A 15,136-nucleotide genomic window follows, 5' to 3' on the forward strand; every position below is an offset into this window, starting at 1 on the left:
ATCGGTGAAAGCGGACCGCAACATTACGACACGCGCTGTGGTTCCACCCAACCGATCGTTCCGTCGCCGCGGCGGTACACCATGTTGTACGTGCCGGACAAAGAATTGCGGAACAGCAAGGCGGTCGTATTGCGCAAGTCGAGCATCATCACCGCATCGGACACGCTCGCATCGGGGATATCGACTCGCGTTTCGGCAACGATCAGCGGGAAGTCCTCTGCTTCCTCTTCGGCGGTATGTTCCTGGAACAGCGTATAGCCAGCATCATTGGCGGCAATTTCGTCTGCGGTTGCCGATGCGCTGGTCGCGGTTGCGCTGCGGTCCTTGAGACGGCGCATGTAGCGACGAAGCTGCTTCTCGATCTTCCCCGCGGCCGAATCAAAGGCCGTATGCGCCTCGGAGGCATCGCCGCTGGCCTTCAGGATCAGCCCTTGCATGACGTGGCATACGATGTCGCAGGTGAAGCGGTTATCGTGCGGTCCCTTGCCAAATGTGACCTGCGCCGAAATCGTCCGGGCGAAATATTTGGCCGCTATGCCTTGGAGCCGCTCGTCGACATGGGTCCTGAGCGCTTCGCCCGTTTCGACCTGATGGCCGGAAACCCGAATATCCATGAGCACTTCTCCATACTGTACTGCCGGACTCCGCTGTACGGATGTTCCGGCTGGTAGATGACGTCTGCCGGACGCCTCGACCCCCCAATAGGTTGAATCAGTTGGCCGTCTCGCCTCCCCACAAAGGATTGACCACTGACTTCATAAACGCTGCATGCCGCACAAGATCCGCCTCCGGCACCGCGAAGGTCCGCGGCGGGCGCGCTTTCGCCGGCGTTGCCGGTGCGACGGGAAGCGCGACCTCGATCGTTTCGCTGACCAGGCCGAGCCCGATCTGCCGTCCGCCGGTCAGTTCGATATAGACCTGCGCGAGCAACTGCGCGTCGAGCAATGCGCCGTGCAAGGTACGGTGGCTGCGATCGATCCCGTACCGGTTGCACAACGCATCGAGGCTGTGCTTCGCGCCGGGATGCCGGATCCGTGCCATCGCGACGGTATCGATCATGCGTTGCATATTGATCGCCGCACGGCTGCACCGCGTCAATTCACCGTTGAGGAAGCCGAAGTCGAAGCTCGCATTATGCGCAACCAGCGGGCTGTCGCCGAGAAACTCGAGCAATGCATCCGCGCCGTGGTGGAACAGCGGCTTGTCCGACAGGAACGCGTCGCTCAGCCCGTGGACGCGCTGCGCCTCGGGCGGCATCGTGCGTTCGGGGTGGAAATAGGCGTGAAAGGTGCGGCCGGTCTCGACCTTGTTGATCATCTCGACGCATCCGATTTCGACCATGCGGTCGCCATCGGAAAAGCTGAACCCCGTGGTTTCGGTGTCGAAGACGATCTCTCTCATAGGGTCATGATAGTGGGGTTTTGCGCGCGGCGAGGCAAGCGATGATCTGCCGCACCGCGTCACGCGTCGTATCCAGCGAACCCCCTGTCGGAACGACGAAATCCGCGCGCGAAGTCTTTTCGATATCGGGAAGTTGCCGCGCCAGAATCGCATCCAGCTTGTCCGGAGTCATGCCGGCGCGCTGCAGAACGCGTGTGCGCTGCACCGACTCGGGCGCGGACGCCACGACGACCACATCGACGCGCGACTCGCCGCCGGTTTCGAACAGCAATGGAATGTCGAACAGGACGATCGGTGCCGCGGCATGCCGTTCCAGGAACGCGGCACGGTCCGCCTGGACCGCGGGATGGACGATCGCTTCCAGCCGCTTGAGCGCCGCGCCATCGCCCAGCACCATCGGCCCCAGTTTCGCGCGATCGACTCCGCCGGGACCGGTCGATCCGGGAAAGACAGCTTCGATCGCGGAGATCACCGCCGCATCGGACGCCTGCAACCGGTGGACCGCGGCGTCCGCGTCGAACACCGGGACGCCCGCGTCCGCGAACATCGCGGCGACGGTCGATTTGCCCATCCCGATCGAACCGGTCAGGCCGATCGTGATCATGCCGTCAGCAACGCCCTGAGCCGGGTATCGTGGTCCTCGTCGCGCGGGGGTGCCACGCCGAAGAACAGCTCGAACGCAAGCGCTGCCTGGCCGATCAGCATCTCGAGCCCATCGATCGTGTCGAGATCGCGCGCGCGGGCGGCCGCGAGCAACGGAGTCTCGAGCGGCGCATAGACGACGTCATAGACCAGCGCATCCTGCGGCAGCGGATCGAGGTCGATCGTCAGCGGTGCCTGACCCGTCATGCCGAGCGAACTCGCGTTGACCACCAGGGCTGCGGGCGGAAGCTGCGCGGTCAGCGGCAGCGCCTGTCCCTTGAGGCCAAACGACGACAGCAACGCCGCGGCCTTCAGCACGTTGCGGTTGAGCACCGTTACCGGACCGACCCCGAGTTTGGCCAGCGCGAACAACACCGCGCGCGCCGCCCCGCCGGCACCGATCACCACCACCGGCGCGCCGGTCAGGTCGAGCCCGTCGAGCGGCGCATAGAACCCTGCGGCATCGGTGTTGGTGCACAGGAACGCACCGTCTTCGCCGCGGAACACCGTATTCGCAGCCCCGATCGTTTTCCGCACGTCGCCGGGATCCGCAATATGATCGAACACCGCCTGTTTGTGCGGCAAGGTGACGTTGCACCCGCGCCAGTCCGGGTCGGCGGTCCGCTCGGCGAAATAGGTGGCCAACCCCTCGGGCGCGACATGATGCGCGCGATAGTTGCCTTCCAGTTTGAGCGCATCGAGCCAGAAGCCGTGAATGATCGGCGACTTCGAATGCGCGATCGGATCGCCGATGACTTCTGCATAGATCATGACGGCATCACTCCGCGGACACGTAGGTAATCGAGCACCTGCAACAACGGCAGGCCAAGGACGGTGAACTGGCTTCCCTCGATCCGGGTGAAGAGCTGCGCACCGGGTCCCTCGATCCGGTAACAGCCGACACAACCGGCGATTTCGGGCCATTCCTGGTCGAGATAGGTCTGGATGAATGCATCCGACAGGGTGCGCACGTGCATCTTGGCGCGATCGACCACCCGCCAGACCGGGCGTCCGCCCTCGGCGATCACTGCCGCGCTGACGAGGTCGTGCCGCTTTCCCGACATCCGCGCGAGATGCGCACCCGCTTCCTCGCGCGAACGCGGCTTGTCGAGCATCGACCCGTCGTCGAGCACGACCACCGAGTCACAGCCGAGCACCAGCGCCTGACCGTCGCGCGCCGAGACCTTGACCGCCTTCAGTTCCGCCAGCGCATCCGCCATGTCGCGCGGCGCAAGCCCTTCCGCCAGCAGCGCGGCCTTGGCGGACTCCTCATCCACGCTGGCCGATACAGCGGTGAACGGGATTGCCGCGGCGGCGAGCATCGCGCGTCGCGACGCGCTTTGGGATGCGAGGACGACCCTCACAGGTCGCCTCGCGGTGCGATGCCGCGTTCCCCCACCAGTGCGATGATCGCGGCGGCGGTTTCCTCGATCGAGCGGCGCGTCACGTCGATCACCGGCCAGCCATTGTCCGCGAACATCCGTCGCGCATAAGCGACCTCGCGCGTGACGGATTCCTGGTCGACATAGGCGGTTTCGGTCTTCTGGTTGAGCGACAGCAAGCGGTTGCGCCGGACCTGGATCAGCCGATCCGCGCTTGTCGTGAGCCCTACGACGATCGGGTGCTTGAGCGAATACAGGCTGGTTGGCGGGGGGCTTTCGATCACGATCGGAATGTTGGCGGTCTTGAACCCGCGATTGGCGAGATAGATCGAGGTCGGCGTCTTGGACGAGCGCGATACGCCCGCGAGCACGATGTCCGCTTCCTCCCAATCCTCGGCAAGGATGCCGTCGTCATGCGCGATCGTGAACTGGATCGCGTCGACCCGCGCGAAATAGGCGGCATCGAGCACGTGCTGACGCCCCGGGCGTGCCTTGGCGGCCTGACCAAGCAACCCGGACAAGGCCCCCGTCACGCCGTCCAGCGGCGCGACCGCGGGCAACCCCAGCGCGCGACACCGCGTCTCGAGCGTCGCGCGGGTCGCGCTGTTGACCAATGTGAACAGCACGAGCCCGGGATTCTGCGAAATCTCCTGCAGGATCCGTTCGAGATGCGCCTCGGTCCGCACCATCGGCCAGAAATGCCGGATCGTTTCGACATCGTCATATTGCGCGAGCGCCGCCTTGGCGATGTTCTCGAGCGTCTCGCCGGTGGAATCCGACAAGAGATGGAGGTGAAGCCGCATCAGCCGCGCCCCTTGCAAAGGCCTGTGGATAACATGGGGATAACCGCTAGCGTAACTTCCCAGCCGCGCAAAGCCGCCACGAACGGTGGAAAACGCCCGAGTTTTCCACAATCGCGTGCACAGCTCCCCGATTTATCCACAGGCTGTGAATCATGGGGATGGAATCGCCGATCGTCTCGCTGAATCGGGCGTGCGATTCAGCCCGACCTGTTGGCATTTCCGGGACAATTGCCTAAGCCCCGACTCCCACCGACCAACAACCTTTATTACCTCCTAAGAATCTAGACTCTTATTGAAGAGGGGATCAGCGATCCTTCCCGAACCGACTCCCGCCGGACCTCTGTCCGAGGCACCGTTCAAGCCGTTGCTCGCGACGCTGAAAGGACAACGCCAAGCCGTTCCGCCGATCTGGCTGATGCGGCAGGCTGGGCGATATTTGCCCGAATACCGGGCGTTGCGCGCCGAAAAGGGTGGGTTCCTCGCGCTGGTCAACGACAGTGCAGCGGCCGCGGAAGTGACGATCCAGCCGATCCGTCGCTTCGGATTCGATGGCGCGATCCTGTTTTCGGACATCCTGATGGTCCCGGCAGCGCTCGGGCAGGGGCTGACCTTCGGGGTCGGAGAAGGCCCCGCTTTGACTCCGCCGCTGGTCGACCATGCGTTGTCGTCGCTCGAACAGGCCCCAGAACGGCTGGAGCCGGTCTATGAGACGGTCCGCCAGGTCGCGGCGATGCTGGGGAGCGAAACGACCTTCCTGGGCTTTGCAGGGAGCCCCTGGACCGTCTCGACCTATATGGTCGCAGGCAAGGGTAGCCGTGATCAGAGCGAGACCCGCCGCTTCGCCTATGCTGACCCGAAGGCATTCGGTGAGATCATCGACGCGATCGTGACGTCCACCGTCGACTATCTGTCGAAGCAGATCATCGCCGGGGTCGAGGCGGTGCAATTGTTCGACAGCTGGTCGGGCAGCCTCAGCCCCGCACAATTCGAACGCTGGGTGATCGCGCCCAATGCGGCGATCGTCTCTGCGCTCCATGCGCGGCACCCGGGCGTACCGGTGATCGGCTTTCCGAAGGGGGCCGGTGAGAAATTGCCAATCTATGCGCGCGAAACCGGGGTCGATGCGGTCGGCGTCGACGAGACGATCAACCCCGAATGGGCGGCGGCGAACCTGCCCGAGGGCATGCCGGTCCAGGGCAATCTCGATCCGCTTGCCCTGATCGCGGGCGGCGCGGACCTCGAAGCGGCGGCAGCGCGGATCCTCAAGGCATTCGAGGGCCGCCCGCACGTCTTCAATCTCGGCCACGGCATCCTGCAGGACACGCCGATCGCGCATGTCGAGCAGTTGCTCGCCTTTGTACGGAACGCATGATGGCTGGAATGCTCGGCAACGCCTATCTCTGGGTCAAGGCGGCGCATCTGATCTTCGTGATCTTCTGGATGGCGGGGCTGTTCATGCTCCCGCGCTACCTTGTCTATCATCAGGAAGCGCTTGCCGGATCGGGCGGCGATGCTGCCCTATGGGTCGAGCGCGAGGCGAAGATCCGCACTATCATCCTTACCCCGGCGATGATCGTCGTGTGGGTGCTCGGGTTGTTGCTCGCCGCCAATGCTGGGCTGTTCTCGGGCGGGGCCGGGCTTGGCTGGTTGCATCTCAAGCTGCTGCTGGTCGTCGTCCTCACCGGATATCACGGTTGGGCGGTTGGCTATGCACGCAAGCTCAAGGCGGGCAAGCCGACGATGACCGGGCGGCAGTTGCGGATGATCAACGAAGTGCCAGCGGTGCTAGTGACGTTCATCGTGATCCTGGCGATCGTCCAGCCGTTCTGACGCGACCCCCCCAAACTCGCGCCCCAACGTCGCGCCCTAACGTCGCGCCTTGACGCCTTCCTGGGACGGTCGTATCTGGCGGGGGTATGGTAGTGCGACGGCTTCGCGCCGTTCGGCTGCTGTATCCTTCCTCAAGCATCGTCGCGTACCCTTCGCCGACTGAAGCTCCTCCCTCGCATCTCCATGCTCCGGACGCCCGAAATGCATCTCAAAGACCTGAAGAACAAGAAGCCGGCCGAGCTGGTCGCGATGGCCGAGGAACTCGGTATCGAGAGCGCGTCGACGCTGCGCAAGCAGGACCTGATGTTCGCGATCCTCAAGGTCCAGGCCGAGCAGGGCGAGCAGATCATGGGTCTGGGCACGATCGAGGTGCTCCCCGACGGCTTCGGCTTCCTGCGCAGCCCCGAGGCGAACTATCTCGCAGGTCCGGACGACATCTACATTTCGCCCAACCAGGTCCGCAAGTTCGGCCTGCGCACCGGTGACACGGTCGAAGGCGAGATCCGCGGGCCAAAGGATGGCGAACGCTATTTCGCGCTGGTGCGGCTGACTGCGGTCAATTTCGACGATCCCGATGCGGTCCGTCACCGCGTCAACTTCGACAACCTTACGCCGCTCTATCCCGAGCAGAAGCTCACGCTCGACCCGTCCGACCCGACGGTCAAGGACAAGTCGGCGCGCGTGATCGACATCATCTCGCCGCAAGGCAAGGGCCAGCGCACGCTGATCGTCGCGCCCCCGCGCGTCGGCAAGACGGTGATGCTCCAGAACATCGCCAAAGCGATCACCGACAATCACCCCGAGGTGTTCCTGATCGTCCTGCTGATCGACGAGCGCCCCGAGGAAGTCACCGACATGCAGCGCTCGGTCAAGGGCGAGGTGGTCAGCTCGACCTTCGACGAACCCGCGACGCGCCACGTCCAGGTCGCCGAAATGGTGATCGAAAAGGCCAAGCGTCTGGTCGAGCACAAGAAGGACGTCGTGATCCTGCTCGACTCGATCACGCGTCTCGGCCGTGCCTACAACACCGTCGTGCCCTCGTCGGGCAAGGTGCTGACCGGCGGTGTCGATGCGAACGCGCTCCAGCGCCCGAAGCGCTTCTTCGGTGCCGCGCGCAACATCGAAGAGGGCGGGTCGCTCTCGATCATCGCGACCGCGCTGATCGATACCGGCAGCCGCATGGACGAAGTGATCTTCGAGGAATTCAAGGGCACGGGTAACTCCGAAATCGTGCTCGACCGCAAGGTCGCGGACAAGCGCATCTTCCCGGCGCTCGACGTCGGCAAGTCGGGCACGCGCAAGGAAGAGCTGCTGGTCGACCAGAGCAAGCTCTCCAAGATGTGGGTGCTGCGCCGCATCCTCATGCAGATGGGCACGATCGACTCGATGGAGTTCCTGCTCGACAAGATGAAGAATTCGAAGACCAACGAAGACTTCTTTGAAAGCATGAACCAGTAATCATTTCCGCTGCGCAAGACCTGGTGCCGAAGGGTAAAGACTAGGCTTGCGCAGATGTTCAGCGGTTTGGAATGGCCGGGATGGGGGTGATGCCCGATCCCGGCCATTGCCGTGTGGGGTAGCACCATGTTCGATATTGCCGACGTCTTCACCGCCGCGGGGCTCGCTACGCTGGGGCAGGTGATCCTGATCGACCTGATCTTTTCGGGCGACAATGCGATGGTTCTCGGCACGCTTGCCGCGGGGCTTCCAGCCAAGCAGCGCAAGCAGGTGCTCGGGCTTGGGATCATCATGGCATTGGTGTGCCTGATCGGCTTCGCGCTGATCGCGACGCAGTTGCTGCACGTCGTCGGGCTGTTGCTGGTCGGCGGGTTGATGCTGTTGTGGGTGGCGTGGAAGCTGTTCAGCGAAATTCGATCGCACGGCCCTTCGGAAGACGTCGATGCAGCCGGACACGTTCCCAAGCCGCCCAAGAGCTTTGCGCAAGCCGCGGTCCAGGTCGCGATCACCAATCTTTCGCTGAGCCTCGACAATGTCCTGGCGGTCGCAGGCGCGGCGCGTGCGCACCCTTCGGTGCTGTTCTTCGGGCTTGCGCTGTCGGTGACGCTGATGGCGGTCGCAGCGAACTTCATCGCGCGGATCATCGGCAAGCATGCTTGGATCGCCTATATCGGGCTGATCGTCATCCTGTTCGTCGCCGGGCGGATGATCTTCGACGGGGTGGTCGATCCCGAGGTGGGCGTGCTGGCATGGCTCGCGCGCCGCTGACCGTTGCAGGGGGCGTTGCGGTCCAGGCATGATCGCGCGCATACAGGGCCATCAAGCAGCGCGGCGGCTCGCCCGCTCGAGCGGAGAAGCCACGATGAAGATCAACGTCGAAGTCGACTGTACGCCCGAGGAAGCACGGCGGTTCATGGGGCTGCCGGACATGGCGCCGGTGCATGATAAATATCTCCAGATGCTGACCACCTCGATGGACGGCTCGGTCGCGCCCGAGATGCTCGAGACCGTGATGCGCAGCTGGATGCCGATGGGCGATGCCGGAATGGCGATGTGGCGTCAGATGTTCGAGACCGCGACCAAGAAGTGACGGGCGACGGCACGATCTACGCGACGTCGAGCGGTGCGCCTCCCGCAGCGATTGCGATCGTGCGGGTCAGTGGGGCAGGGGCGTGTGGCGTTGCGACCGCGCTTGCGGGATCCGTGCCTACACCGCGGCGCGCTTCGGTTCGCGCCTTGCGGCACCCCGACACGGACGCGCTGCTCGACCGTGCGGTAGTGCTGTATTTCCCCGGGCCGACGACCGCGACGGGCGAAGATCTGATCGAGTTTCATGTTCATGGCGGTCGTGCGGTCGTGGCAGCGGTCGAGGCGGCGATCGGGTGTGTTCCCGAAACGCGTCTTGCGGATGCGGGCGAATTCACCCGGCGGGCGCTCGCGAACGGGCGGATCGATCTGACCGAGGCGGAAGGGCTTGGCGATTTGCTCGCTGCACAGACCGAAAGCCAGCGCAAGGCGGCGCTGCGTGTCGCAGAGGGCGGGCTGCGCGCCGAAATCGACCGTTGGACCGATGCGTTGGTGGCGGTCGCCGCGAAAATCGAGGCGGCGCTCGATTTTTCGGACGAGGACGACGTCAGCGATGTGCCGGTCGAGCGGACGATCGCAAAGATTGCCATCATCGCACAGGCAATCGATCACCTGCTCGCCGCCCCGCCGGTCGAGCGGTTGCATGAAGGCGTGCGCGTGGTCATCGCTGGACCGCCCAACAGCGGAAAATCCACGTTGCTCAATGCCTTGACGGGACGGGACGTGGCGATCGTGTCCGCGATATCGGGGACGACGCGCGACCGGATCGAAGTATCTGTGGTTCGGCGCGGGATTGCCTACACCGTCACCGATACTGCCGGACTGACCGACACGCCGGGGGACGAAATAGAGCAGATCGGGATCGAACGCGCCAGGTCGGCGATGATGGGGGCCGATATCGTCCTGTGGCTCGACGATGCCACGCCTGATCGCGACGAGTATCTGCTGGTCCATGCGCGTTCCGACGTTCCCGGACGGGAGCTCAGCCCCCCAGGGCGTTTGGAGATTGCCGCAAAGTCCGGGGTTGGGGTCGACACGCTTTGGGAGGAGATAGAGCGGCGCGCTGCGCAATTGCTCCCAGAGGAGGACGCATTGACGATCAACGCGCGGCAACGCTCCTTGCTTCGCACCTGCACCATTCACCTAGGTGCAGCGCAGCATCAGCGCGATTTGTTGGTCATTGCCGAGGAGGTGCGCGCAACACTGCGGCTGTTCGATCAGGTGACCGGACGGAGCGGGATCGAGAATGTGCTCGACTCAATCTTCAGTCGTTTCTGCATCGGCAAGTGATGTTCCACGTGGAACGTTTTGACAGCAGGCGCGTGGCGACCTAGCGAGACGGTATGGAACAGTTCGATGTTATCGTCGTCGGCGGCGGTCACGCCGGGACCGAGGCGGCTGCCGCGTCGGCGCGACGGGGTGCGCAAACTGCCTTGATCAGTTTCGATGCGAGCAAGATTGGTGCGATGTCGTGCAATCCTGCGATCGGCGGGCTCGGCAAAGGGCATCTGGTGCGAGAAGTCGATGCGTTCGACGGGCTGATCGGGCGTGCCACCGATCGCGCGGGCATCCATTATCGCATGCTCAACCGCAGCAAAGGTGCAGCGGTGCAAGGTCCGCGGGTGCAGGCCGATCGCAAACGCTACGCCGCGGCTATCCAGGAAATGCTTGCGGGACAACCGTGCCTGCATATCGTGACCGGCGAGGTGGTCGCCCTGATCATTGACGACACCCAGACGGTCACGGGGGTGACGCTGGCGGACGGTCGACATCTCCGTTCACGCTCGGTGGTACTGGCAACCGGCACGTTCCTCGGCGCACGAATGTTCTGCGGCGAAGACCGCAGTGTCGGTGGACGGATCGGCGAAGCAGCCGCCTCAGAACTGGCAGCGCAACTTTATGCTGCGCGGCTGCCGATGGCGCGTCTCAAGACGGGGACGCCACCCCGGCTTGATGGTCGCACGATCGACTGGGCAGCGTTAGCGCAGCAGCCGAGTGACGCCGATCCCTGGACGATGTCGCCCGCGTCGCCATCCCGCTTTCTGCCGCAAGTGCATTGCGCGATTACGCGCACCACGCCGGCAACGCATGACGCCATTCGCGCCGGGCTCGATCGCTCGCCATTGTTCGGCGGAGATATTGCGGGGCAGGGGCCACGCTATTGCCCCTCGATCGAAGATAAGATCCACCGCTTCGGCGACCGCGATGGACATCAGATCTTTCTCGAACCGGAAGGCCTGGACGACCATATCGTTTACCCGAACGGCATCTCCACCTCATTGCCGGTCGATATCCAGCAGGCGATGATCGCGACGATCCCCGGCCTCGAACACACGACGATCCTCACGCCCGGTTATGCGGTCGAATATGACCATATCGACCCGCGCGCGCTGTCCCCGACGCTCGAGGTACGCGACATGCCGGGGCTGTTCTGTTGCGGGCAAATTAACGGTACGACGGGGTATGAGGAAGCGGCGGGGCAGGGGCTCGTAGCGGGAATCAATGCGGCCGCTCGGGCGCTGGATCGGGAGACGTTGGTGCTCGATCGGGCATCGAGCTACTTGGGGGTGATGATCGACGATCTCGTCCTGCAGGGGATTACCGAGCCGTATCGGATGCTCACCGCGCGCGCAGAATTCCGTCTGCGGCTGCGCGCAGACAATGCCGAAACGCGCCTGTCGGGCATCGCGGACAGCCTCGGATGTCTCGGGCCGAAGCGTCAGGCACGTCTGAGGGCACGGCAAGAGCAGCTCGCTCACGTCGCCGCGGTTCTCGACCAGAAGGTGTCGAACGCGGTCCTGCGCGAACGGGGCGCGCCGATCGAAGCCAACCCCGAAATTCGCAGTGGGGCGGAATGGTTGCGGGTCGCTGGGGTCACGCTAGACATGGTGGTGCCGCAACTGAGTGATGCCGTCGCGGTCGATGTGCGAAGCGAGGCAGCCGAGGACGCGCGCTATGCGCCGTATGTCGAGCGGCAGGAGCAGGAGGTCATCGCCTTGCGCGCGAACGATACGATCCTGCTTCCGGCGGACTTGGCGTTCGACGCGATTGCGGGGCTATCGACGGAGATGATCGAACGCCTGACCGCAGCGCGCCCCGCGACACTCGGTGGGGCAGGGCGGATTCGCGGCATCACGCCCGCCGCCCTGACGGCGATCCTCCTCCATGTTCGGCGAAGGGCAGCATGACCGAAGACGAAGCAAAGGGCTGGATTGCCGAGCGGCATGGCGATGCGGCGGTCGATCGACTGACGCTGCTTGTCGATCATGTCGTCAATGAAACGCTCCGCCAGAACCTGATCGCGCCATCGACGGTCGATCACATCTGGGATCGGCATATCGTCGATTCAGCGCAGTTGCTCATCCATGCGCCCGACGCCGGGCACTGGCTGGACGTCGGCAGCGGTGCAGGATTTCCGGGGATCGTACTTGCGATCCTCGGCGCGCATCAGATTAGCCTGGTTGAACCGCGCCGTCGCCGGGCGACCTTTCTGTCCGACCTTGTCGAGGCACTCGACCTCGACGCGGCGCGGGTGCAGGTGCATTGCTCCCGCGTCGAGGCCGTCGCGGTTCCCGCCGATGTCATCACTGCGCGCGCGGTCGCCTCGCTCGACAATCTGTTCGACTGGTGCGCGCGATCCGCCACGATAAACACACGGTGGATCCTGCCAAAGGGCAAGTCCGCGCTGGAAGAGGTGGCCAGTGCGCAGAAGGCATGGCATGGTGTGTTTCACGTGGAACATAGCATCACCGACCCGGCGTCGATGATCGTACTCGCATCAGGGGTGACACGTCGATGAACGTCATTGCGATCGCGAATCAAAAAGGCGGCGTGGGCAAGACCACGACAGCGATCAATCTCGGCACTGCGCTCGCCGCGACGGGGTTGCGGGTGCTGTTGCTAGACCTCGATCCGCAGGGAAATGCTTCGACCGGGCTAGGCATCAGTCGTGCGGATCGGCTGCATTCGACCTACGACATATTGCTCGGCGAAGTGACGATCGAAGCCGCCGCGGTTTCGACGGTCGTCCCGTTGCTGGACGTCGTGCCGGCGACGGTCGACCTGTCCGGGGCGGAAATCGAGCTCGTCGAATATGAAGAACGCACCCACCGCCTGTCGCGTGCGCTGGCGCGATCCGATCACCGCTGGGACGTAGTGCTCATCGATTGTCCGCCGTCGCTGGGTCTGCTGACGCTCAATGCGCTCGTAGCGAGCAACGCGTTGCTGGTGCCGCTACAATGCGAGTTCTTCGCGCTCGAAGGGCTCAGCCAGTTGCTCAACACGGTCGAGCGGATCCGCGAGCGGTTCAATCCGGGCCTGTCGATCATGGGGGTCGCGCTGACGATGTACGACCGTCGCAACCGGCTAACCGAACAGGTCGCGACCGATGTGCGCGCGGTGCTGGGGAAGGTGGTGTTCGACACCGTGATCCCCCGCAACGTCCGCCTGTCGGAAGCGCCGAGCCATGGGCTTCCGGCATTGATCTACGACCATCGGTGCCTGGGGTCGGAAGCGTATATCGCGCTCGCCCGCGAGATGATCGACCGCCTACCGACCCAAATCGCCCCTCAGCCAGCCAGAGCCGCATGACCGACGCACCAACCCCGCTTTCCCGCCCGAAACCCCGCTCCGGCCTTGGCAGGGGCCTGAACGCCCTGATGGGCGACCTTGCGCGCGAGGAGCCGGTCGGTGGTGCACAGACGGGGACCTCGCCGGGGATCCGGTCCTTACCGGTCGGGTCGCTGACCCCGCATCCGGGTCAGCCGCGTCGCCATTTCGAGGAAAGCGCGCTCGAGGAACTCGCGCAGTCAATCGCGCAGCGCGGGCTGATCCAGCCGATCGTCGTGCGACCGCATGGCACGGGATATCAGATCGTCGCAGGCGAACGCCGCTGGCGCGCTGCACAGCGCGCGCGGCTCCATGAAGTCCCGGTGATCGTCCGTGATTTCGACGATACGCAGACGCTCGAAGTCGCGCTGGTCGAAAATATCCAGCGGCAGGACCTCAACGCGATCGAAGAAGCCGAGGCGTATCAGCGGCTGATTGCAGACTTCGGGCATACCCAGGATGCGCTCGGCAAGCTGGTCCACAAGTCGCGCAGCCATATCGCCAATCTGCTGCGGCTGCTCGAATTGCCACGGCAGGTGCAGGAACGCGTGCTGCACGGGAAGCTGACGATGGGCCACGCGCGCGCGCTGATCGGTGCGCCCGACGTCGAGGCGCTCGCGGACAAGGTCGTCGATCGTGGGTTGTCGGTCCGCGATACGGAGAAGCTGGTGCGCGCGTCCAAGCCCGCACAGCGTGATTCCGAACACCGCGGGGACGGTGCAGGGCGCGATCCCGATCTCGCCGCGCTGGAACATCAGCTCGGCGACCTGCTCGGGCTTGGTGTCCGGGTCAATTACGGGCCCAAGGGCGGCACGTTGACGCTGAGCTATTCGACGCTCGATCAACTCGACATGGTGTGCCAGCGGCTGACCGGCGACCGGCTCTGACGCTGGTTTAGCTGTTCTGGCGCGCCGCAATGCGCGCGACCGCGACGATCGCGTTATCCGCTAAGACGCTGCCCGCATTGTGCGGTGCCATCGTCGCGCGTTCGGCGCGGCGAACGCGGTCGATCGCGGCGCTGATCGCGGGCGCGGACCAGATCCGCAACGCGCGCGTGGTGGCCGCCCGTTCACGGAAGAAGACGCGTTCCATCAGCGTGTTGGCGTTCGCACCGCCATCGATCTCGGCGCGCAGTTCGGCCAGGGCCATCAGGCGGCGCACCAATTGCCGCAGCAGCGGGATCGGCGAGCTGCCCGCAACCGCAAGCCGTGCGAGTTCGTCCGCGAGCCGGTCCGGTCCGCCATCGATCGCCGCCTCGATCGCGCGCGAGATTTCGGAGTCCCCAAGGTCGGCGCCGATCGCATCCAACGTCGTATCATCGAGTTCGCGCGGGCGTTCGGGCGCTGCATCCAGGAACAAGGCGATCTTCTCAAGCTCGCGGCTCATCACCGCGCGGTCGCCGCCTGCTGCCGCGGCGATGCGCGCGGCGGTCGATCCGGTGGTGCGCAGGCCCTGTTCGCGCGCGATGCTGGTGGCGAGCTTGTCGGCTTCGCCGGCATCCGGGACATAGAAGGCGCAGACCATCGCACGCGGTTCGGCGGTCGCGAGCTTGACGAGGCCCGACGATGCCTTGGCGCTGGGGGCGATGACGACCACCGGATTGCCGCTGCGTTCGGCCGCAAGCAGCAGCGTGCAGGCGGCGACGCTCTCCTCGCCTGCGCCTGCGACACGGATATGGCGTGCGGTCCCGAACAACGAGAGCGATGCGGCTTCGTCGGCGAGCAGGCCGGGGTTGGCCTTGAGTTGGCCAGGGTCGAGATCGACCCGTTCCGCATCGGGCCCGAGCGCGCGTGCCAGACGGTTTGCGACGTCGCGCGCGCCTGCTTCGTCGGGGCCGTAGAGGACGTACAACCGGACGTCCGGACTGACCGCGTCGATTGCGCGGGTCAGCTGGTTGAGGTTGGCCTTCACGCGGGGTGCGCCCGG

General features: G+C 64.6%; 17 protein-coding genes. 10 read left to right on the forward strand and 7 right to left on the reverse strand.

The genetic code is table 11. The annotated features are described in order from the left end of the window. Window positions 1-23: 23 nt before the first annotated feature. The 6 genes from hpf to ABIC17_RS00480 all read right to left on the reverse strand — a co-directional run bounded on the left by hpf (window position 24) and on the right by ABIC17_RS00480 (window position 4,228). Entirely contained in the window at window positions 24-614 is a 591-nt protein-coding gene (hpf, locus tag ABIC17_RS00455) for a ribosome hibernation-promoting factor, HPF/YfiA family (RefSeq protein ID WP_354278706.1), read from the reverse strand. Between the two features lie 97 nt (window positions 615-711). Continuing rightward, window positions 712-1,401 carry a DNA polymerase III subunit epsilon gene (gene dnaQ, locus ABIC17_RS00460; RefSeq protein WP_354278707.1) on the reverse strand — a complete coding sequence of 230 codons (690 nt, stop codon included), beginning with the start codon at window positions 1,399-1,401 and terminating at the stop codon, window positions 712-714. Between the two features lie 4 nt (window positions 1,402-1,405). After that, the gene (coaE, locus tag ABIC17_RS00465) at window positions 1,406-2,005 is read right to left on the reverse strand and encodes a dephospho-CoA kinase (protein ID WP_354278708.1); all 600 of its coding nucleotides are present in this window, start codon (window positions 2,003-2,005) and stop codon (window positions 1,406-1,408) included. Then, entirely contained in the window at window positions 2,002-2,814 is an 813-nt protein-coding gene (aroE, locus tag ABIC17_RS00470) for a shikimate dehydrogenase (protein ID WP_354278709.1), read from the reverse strand. The genes coaE and aroE overlap by 4 nt, the downstream gene beginning before the upstream one ends. After that, window positions 2,811-3,407, reverse strand: a complete 597-nt coding sequence (locus tag ABIC17_RS00475; protein ID WP_354278710.1) for a Maf family protein — start codon at window positions 3,405-3,407, stop codon at window positions 2,811-2,813. The genes aroE and ABIC17_RS00475 overlap by 4 nt, the downstream gene beginning before the upstream one ends. Beyond that, window positions 3,404-4,228, reverse strand: a complete 825-nt coding sequence (locus ABIC17_RS00480; protein ID WP_502958380.1) for a pyruvate, water dikinase regulatory protein — start codon at window positions 4,226-4,228, stop codon at window positions 3,404-3,406. The genes ABIC17_RS00475 and ABIC17_RS00480 overlap by 4 nt, the downstream gene beginning before the upstream one ends. Before the next feature lie 340 nt (window positions 4,229-4,568). On the opposite strand from ABIC17_RS00480, the gene hemE reads away from it, so the two are divergent. The 10 genes from hemE to ABIC17_RS00530 all read left to right on the forward strand — a co-directional run bounded on the left by hemE (window position 4,569) and on the right by ABIC17_RS00530 (window position 14,097). Continuing rightward, a complete protein-coding gene (gene hemE, locus ABIC17_RS00485) occupies window positions 4,569-5,600 on the forward strand; it encodes a uroporphyrinogen decarboxylase (protein WP_354279394.1) in 1,032 nt (343 codons plus the stop codon). Beyond that, a complete protein-coding gene (locus ABIC17_RS00490) occupies window positions 5,600-6,058 on the forward strand; it encodes a HemJ family protein (RefSeq protein ID WP_354278711.1) in 459 nt (152 codons plus the stop codon). Before hemE ends, ABIC17_RS00490 begins: the two co-directional genes overlap by 1 nt. 201 nt (window positions 6,059-6,259) lie before the next feature. Then, window positions 6,260-7,516, forward strand: a complete 1,257-nt coding sequence (gene rho, locus ABIC17_RS00495) for a transcription termination factor Rho (RefSeq protein WP_277969826.1) — start codon at window positions 6,260-6,262, stop codon at window positions 7,514-7,516. A gap of 126 nt (window positions 7,517-7,642) precedes the next feature. Beyond that, a complete protein-coding gene (locus ABIC17_RS00500) occupies window positions 7,643-8,284 on the forward strand; it encodes a YjbE family putative metal transport protein (RefSeq protein ID WP_354278712.1) in 642 nt (213 codons plus the stop codon). A 94-nt stretch (window positions 8,285-8,378) separates the two neighbouring features. Further along, window positions 8,379-8,606 (forward strand): DUF6489 family protein, encoded by a 228-nt coding sequence (locus tag ABIC17_RS00505; RefSeq protein ID WP_354279396.1) that lies wholly within the window; start codon window positions 8,379-8,381, stop codon window positions 8,604-8,606. After that, window positions 8,570-9,892, forward strand: a complete 1,323-nt coding sequence (mnmE, locus tag ABIC17_RS00510) for a tRNA uridine-5-carboxymethylaminomethyl(34) synthesis GTPase MnmE (RefSeq protein ID WP_354278713.1) — start codon at window positions 8,570-8,572, stop codon at window positions 9,890-9,892. The genes ABIC17_RS00505 and mnmE overlap by 37 nt, the downstream gene beginning before the upstream one ends. A gap of 53 nt (window positions 9,893-9,945) precedes the next feature. Then, a complete protein-coding gene (gene mnmG / locus ABIC17_RS00515) occupies window positions 9,946-11,790 on the forward strand; it encodes a tRNA uridine-5-carboxymethylaminomethyl(34) synthesis enzyme MnmG (RefSeq protein WP_354278714.1) in 1,845 nt (614 codons plus the stop codon). Next, complete coding sequence (rsmG, locus tag ABIC17_RS00520) at window positions 11,787-12,401, forward strand: 16S rRNA (guanine(527)-N(7))-methyltransferase RsmG (protein WP_354278715.1); 615 nt, start codon at window positions 11,787-11,789, stop codon at window positions 12,399-12,401. The genes mnmG and rsmG overlap by 4 nt, the downstream gene beginning before the upstream one ends. Further along, the gene (locus tag ABIC17_RS00525) at window positions 12,398-13,192 is read left to right on the forward strand and encodes a ParA family protein (protein ID WP_354278716.1); all 795 of its coding nucleotides are present in this window, start codon (window positions 12,398-12,400) and stop codon (window positions 13,190-13,192) included. The genes rsmG and ABIC17_RS00525 overlap by 4 nt, the downstream gene beginning before the upstream one ends. A 68-nt stretch (window positions 13,193-13,260) precedes the next feature. Beyond that, window positions 13,261-14,097 carry a ParB/RepB/Spo0J family partition protein gene (locus ABIC17_RS00530; protein ID WP_354278717.1) on the forward strand — a complete coding sequence of 279 codons (837 nt, stop codon included), beginning with the start codon at window positions 13,261-13,263 and terminating at the stop codon, window positions 14,095-14,097. Between the two features lie 7 nt (window positions 14,098-14,104). Here ABIC17_RS00530 and holA read toward each other — a convergent pair whose 3' ends face one another. Next, window positions 14,105-15,121, reverse strand: a complete 1,017-nt coding sequence (gene holA, locus ABIC17_RS00535) for a DNA polymerase III subunit delta (protein ID WP_354278718.1) — start codon at window positions 15,119-15,121, stop codon at window positions 14,105-14,107. Between the last annotated feature and the right edge of the window lie 15 nt (window positions 15,122-15,136).

Origin of the sequence: Sphingomonas sp. PvP056, assembly GCF_040549155.1 — a bacterium.
Taxonomy (GTDB): domain Bacteria; phylum Pseudomonadota; class Alphaproteobacteria; order Sphingomonadales; family Sphingomonadaceae; genus Sphingomonas.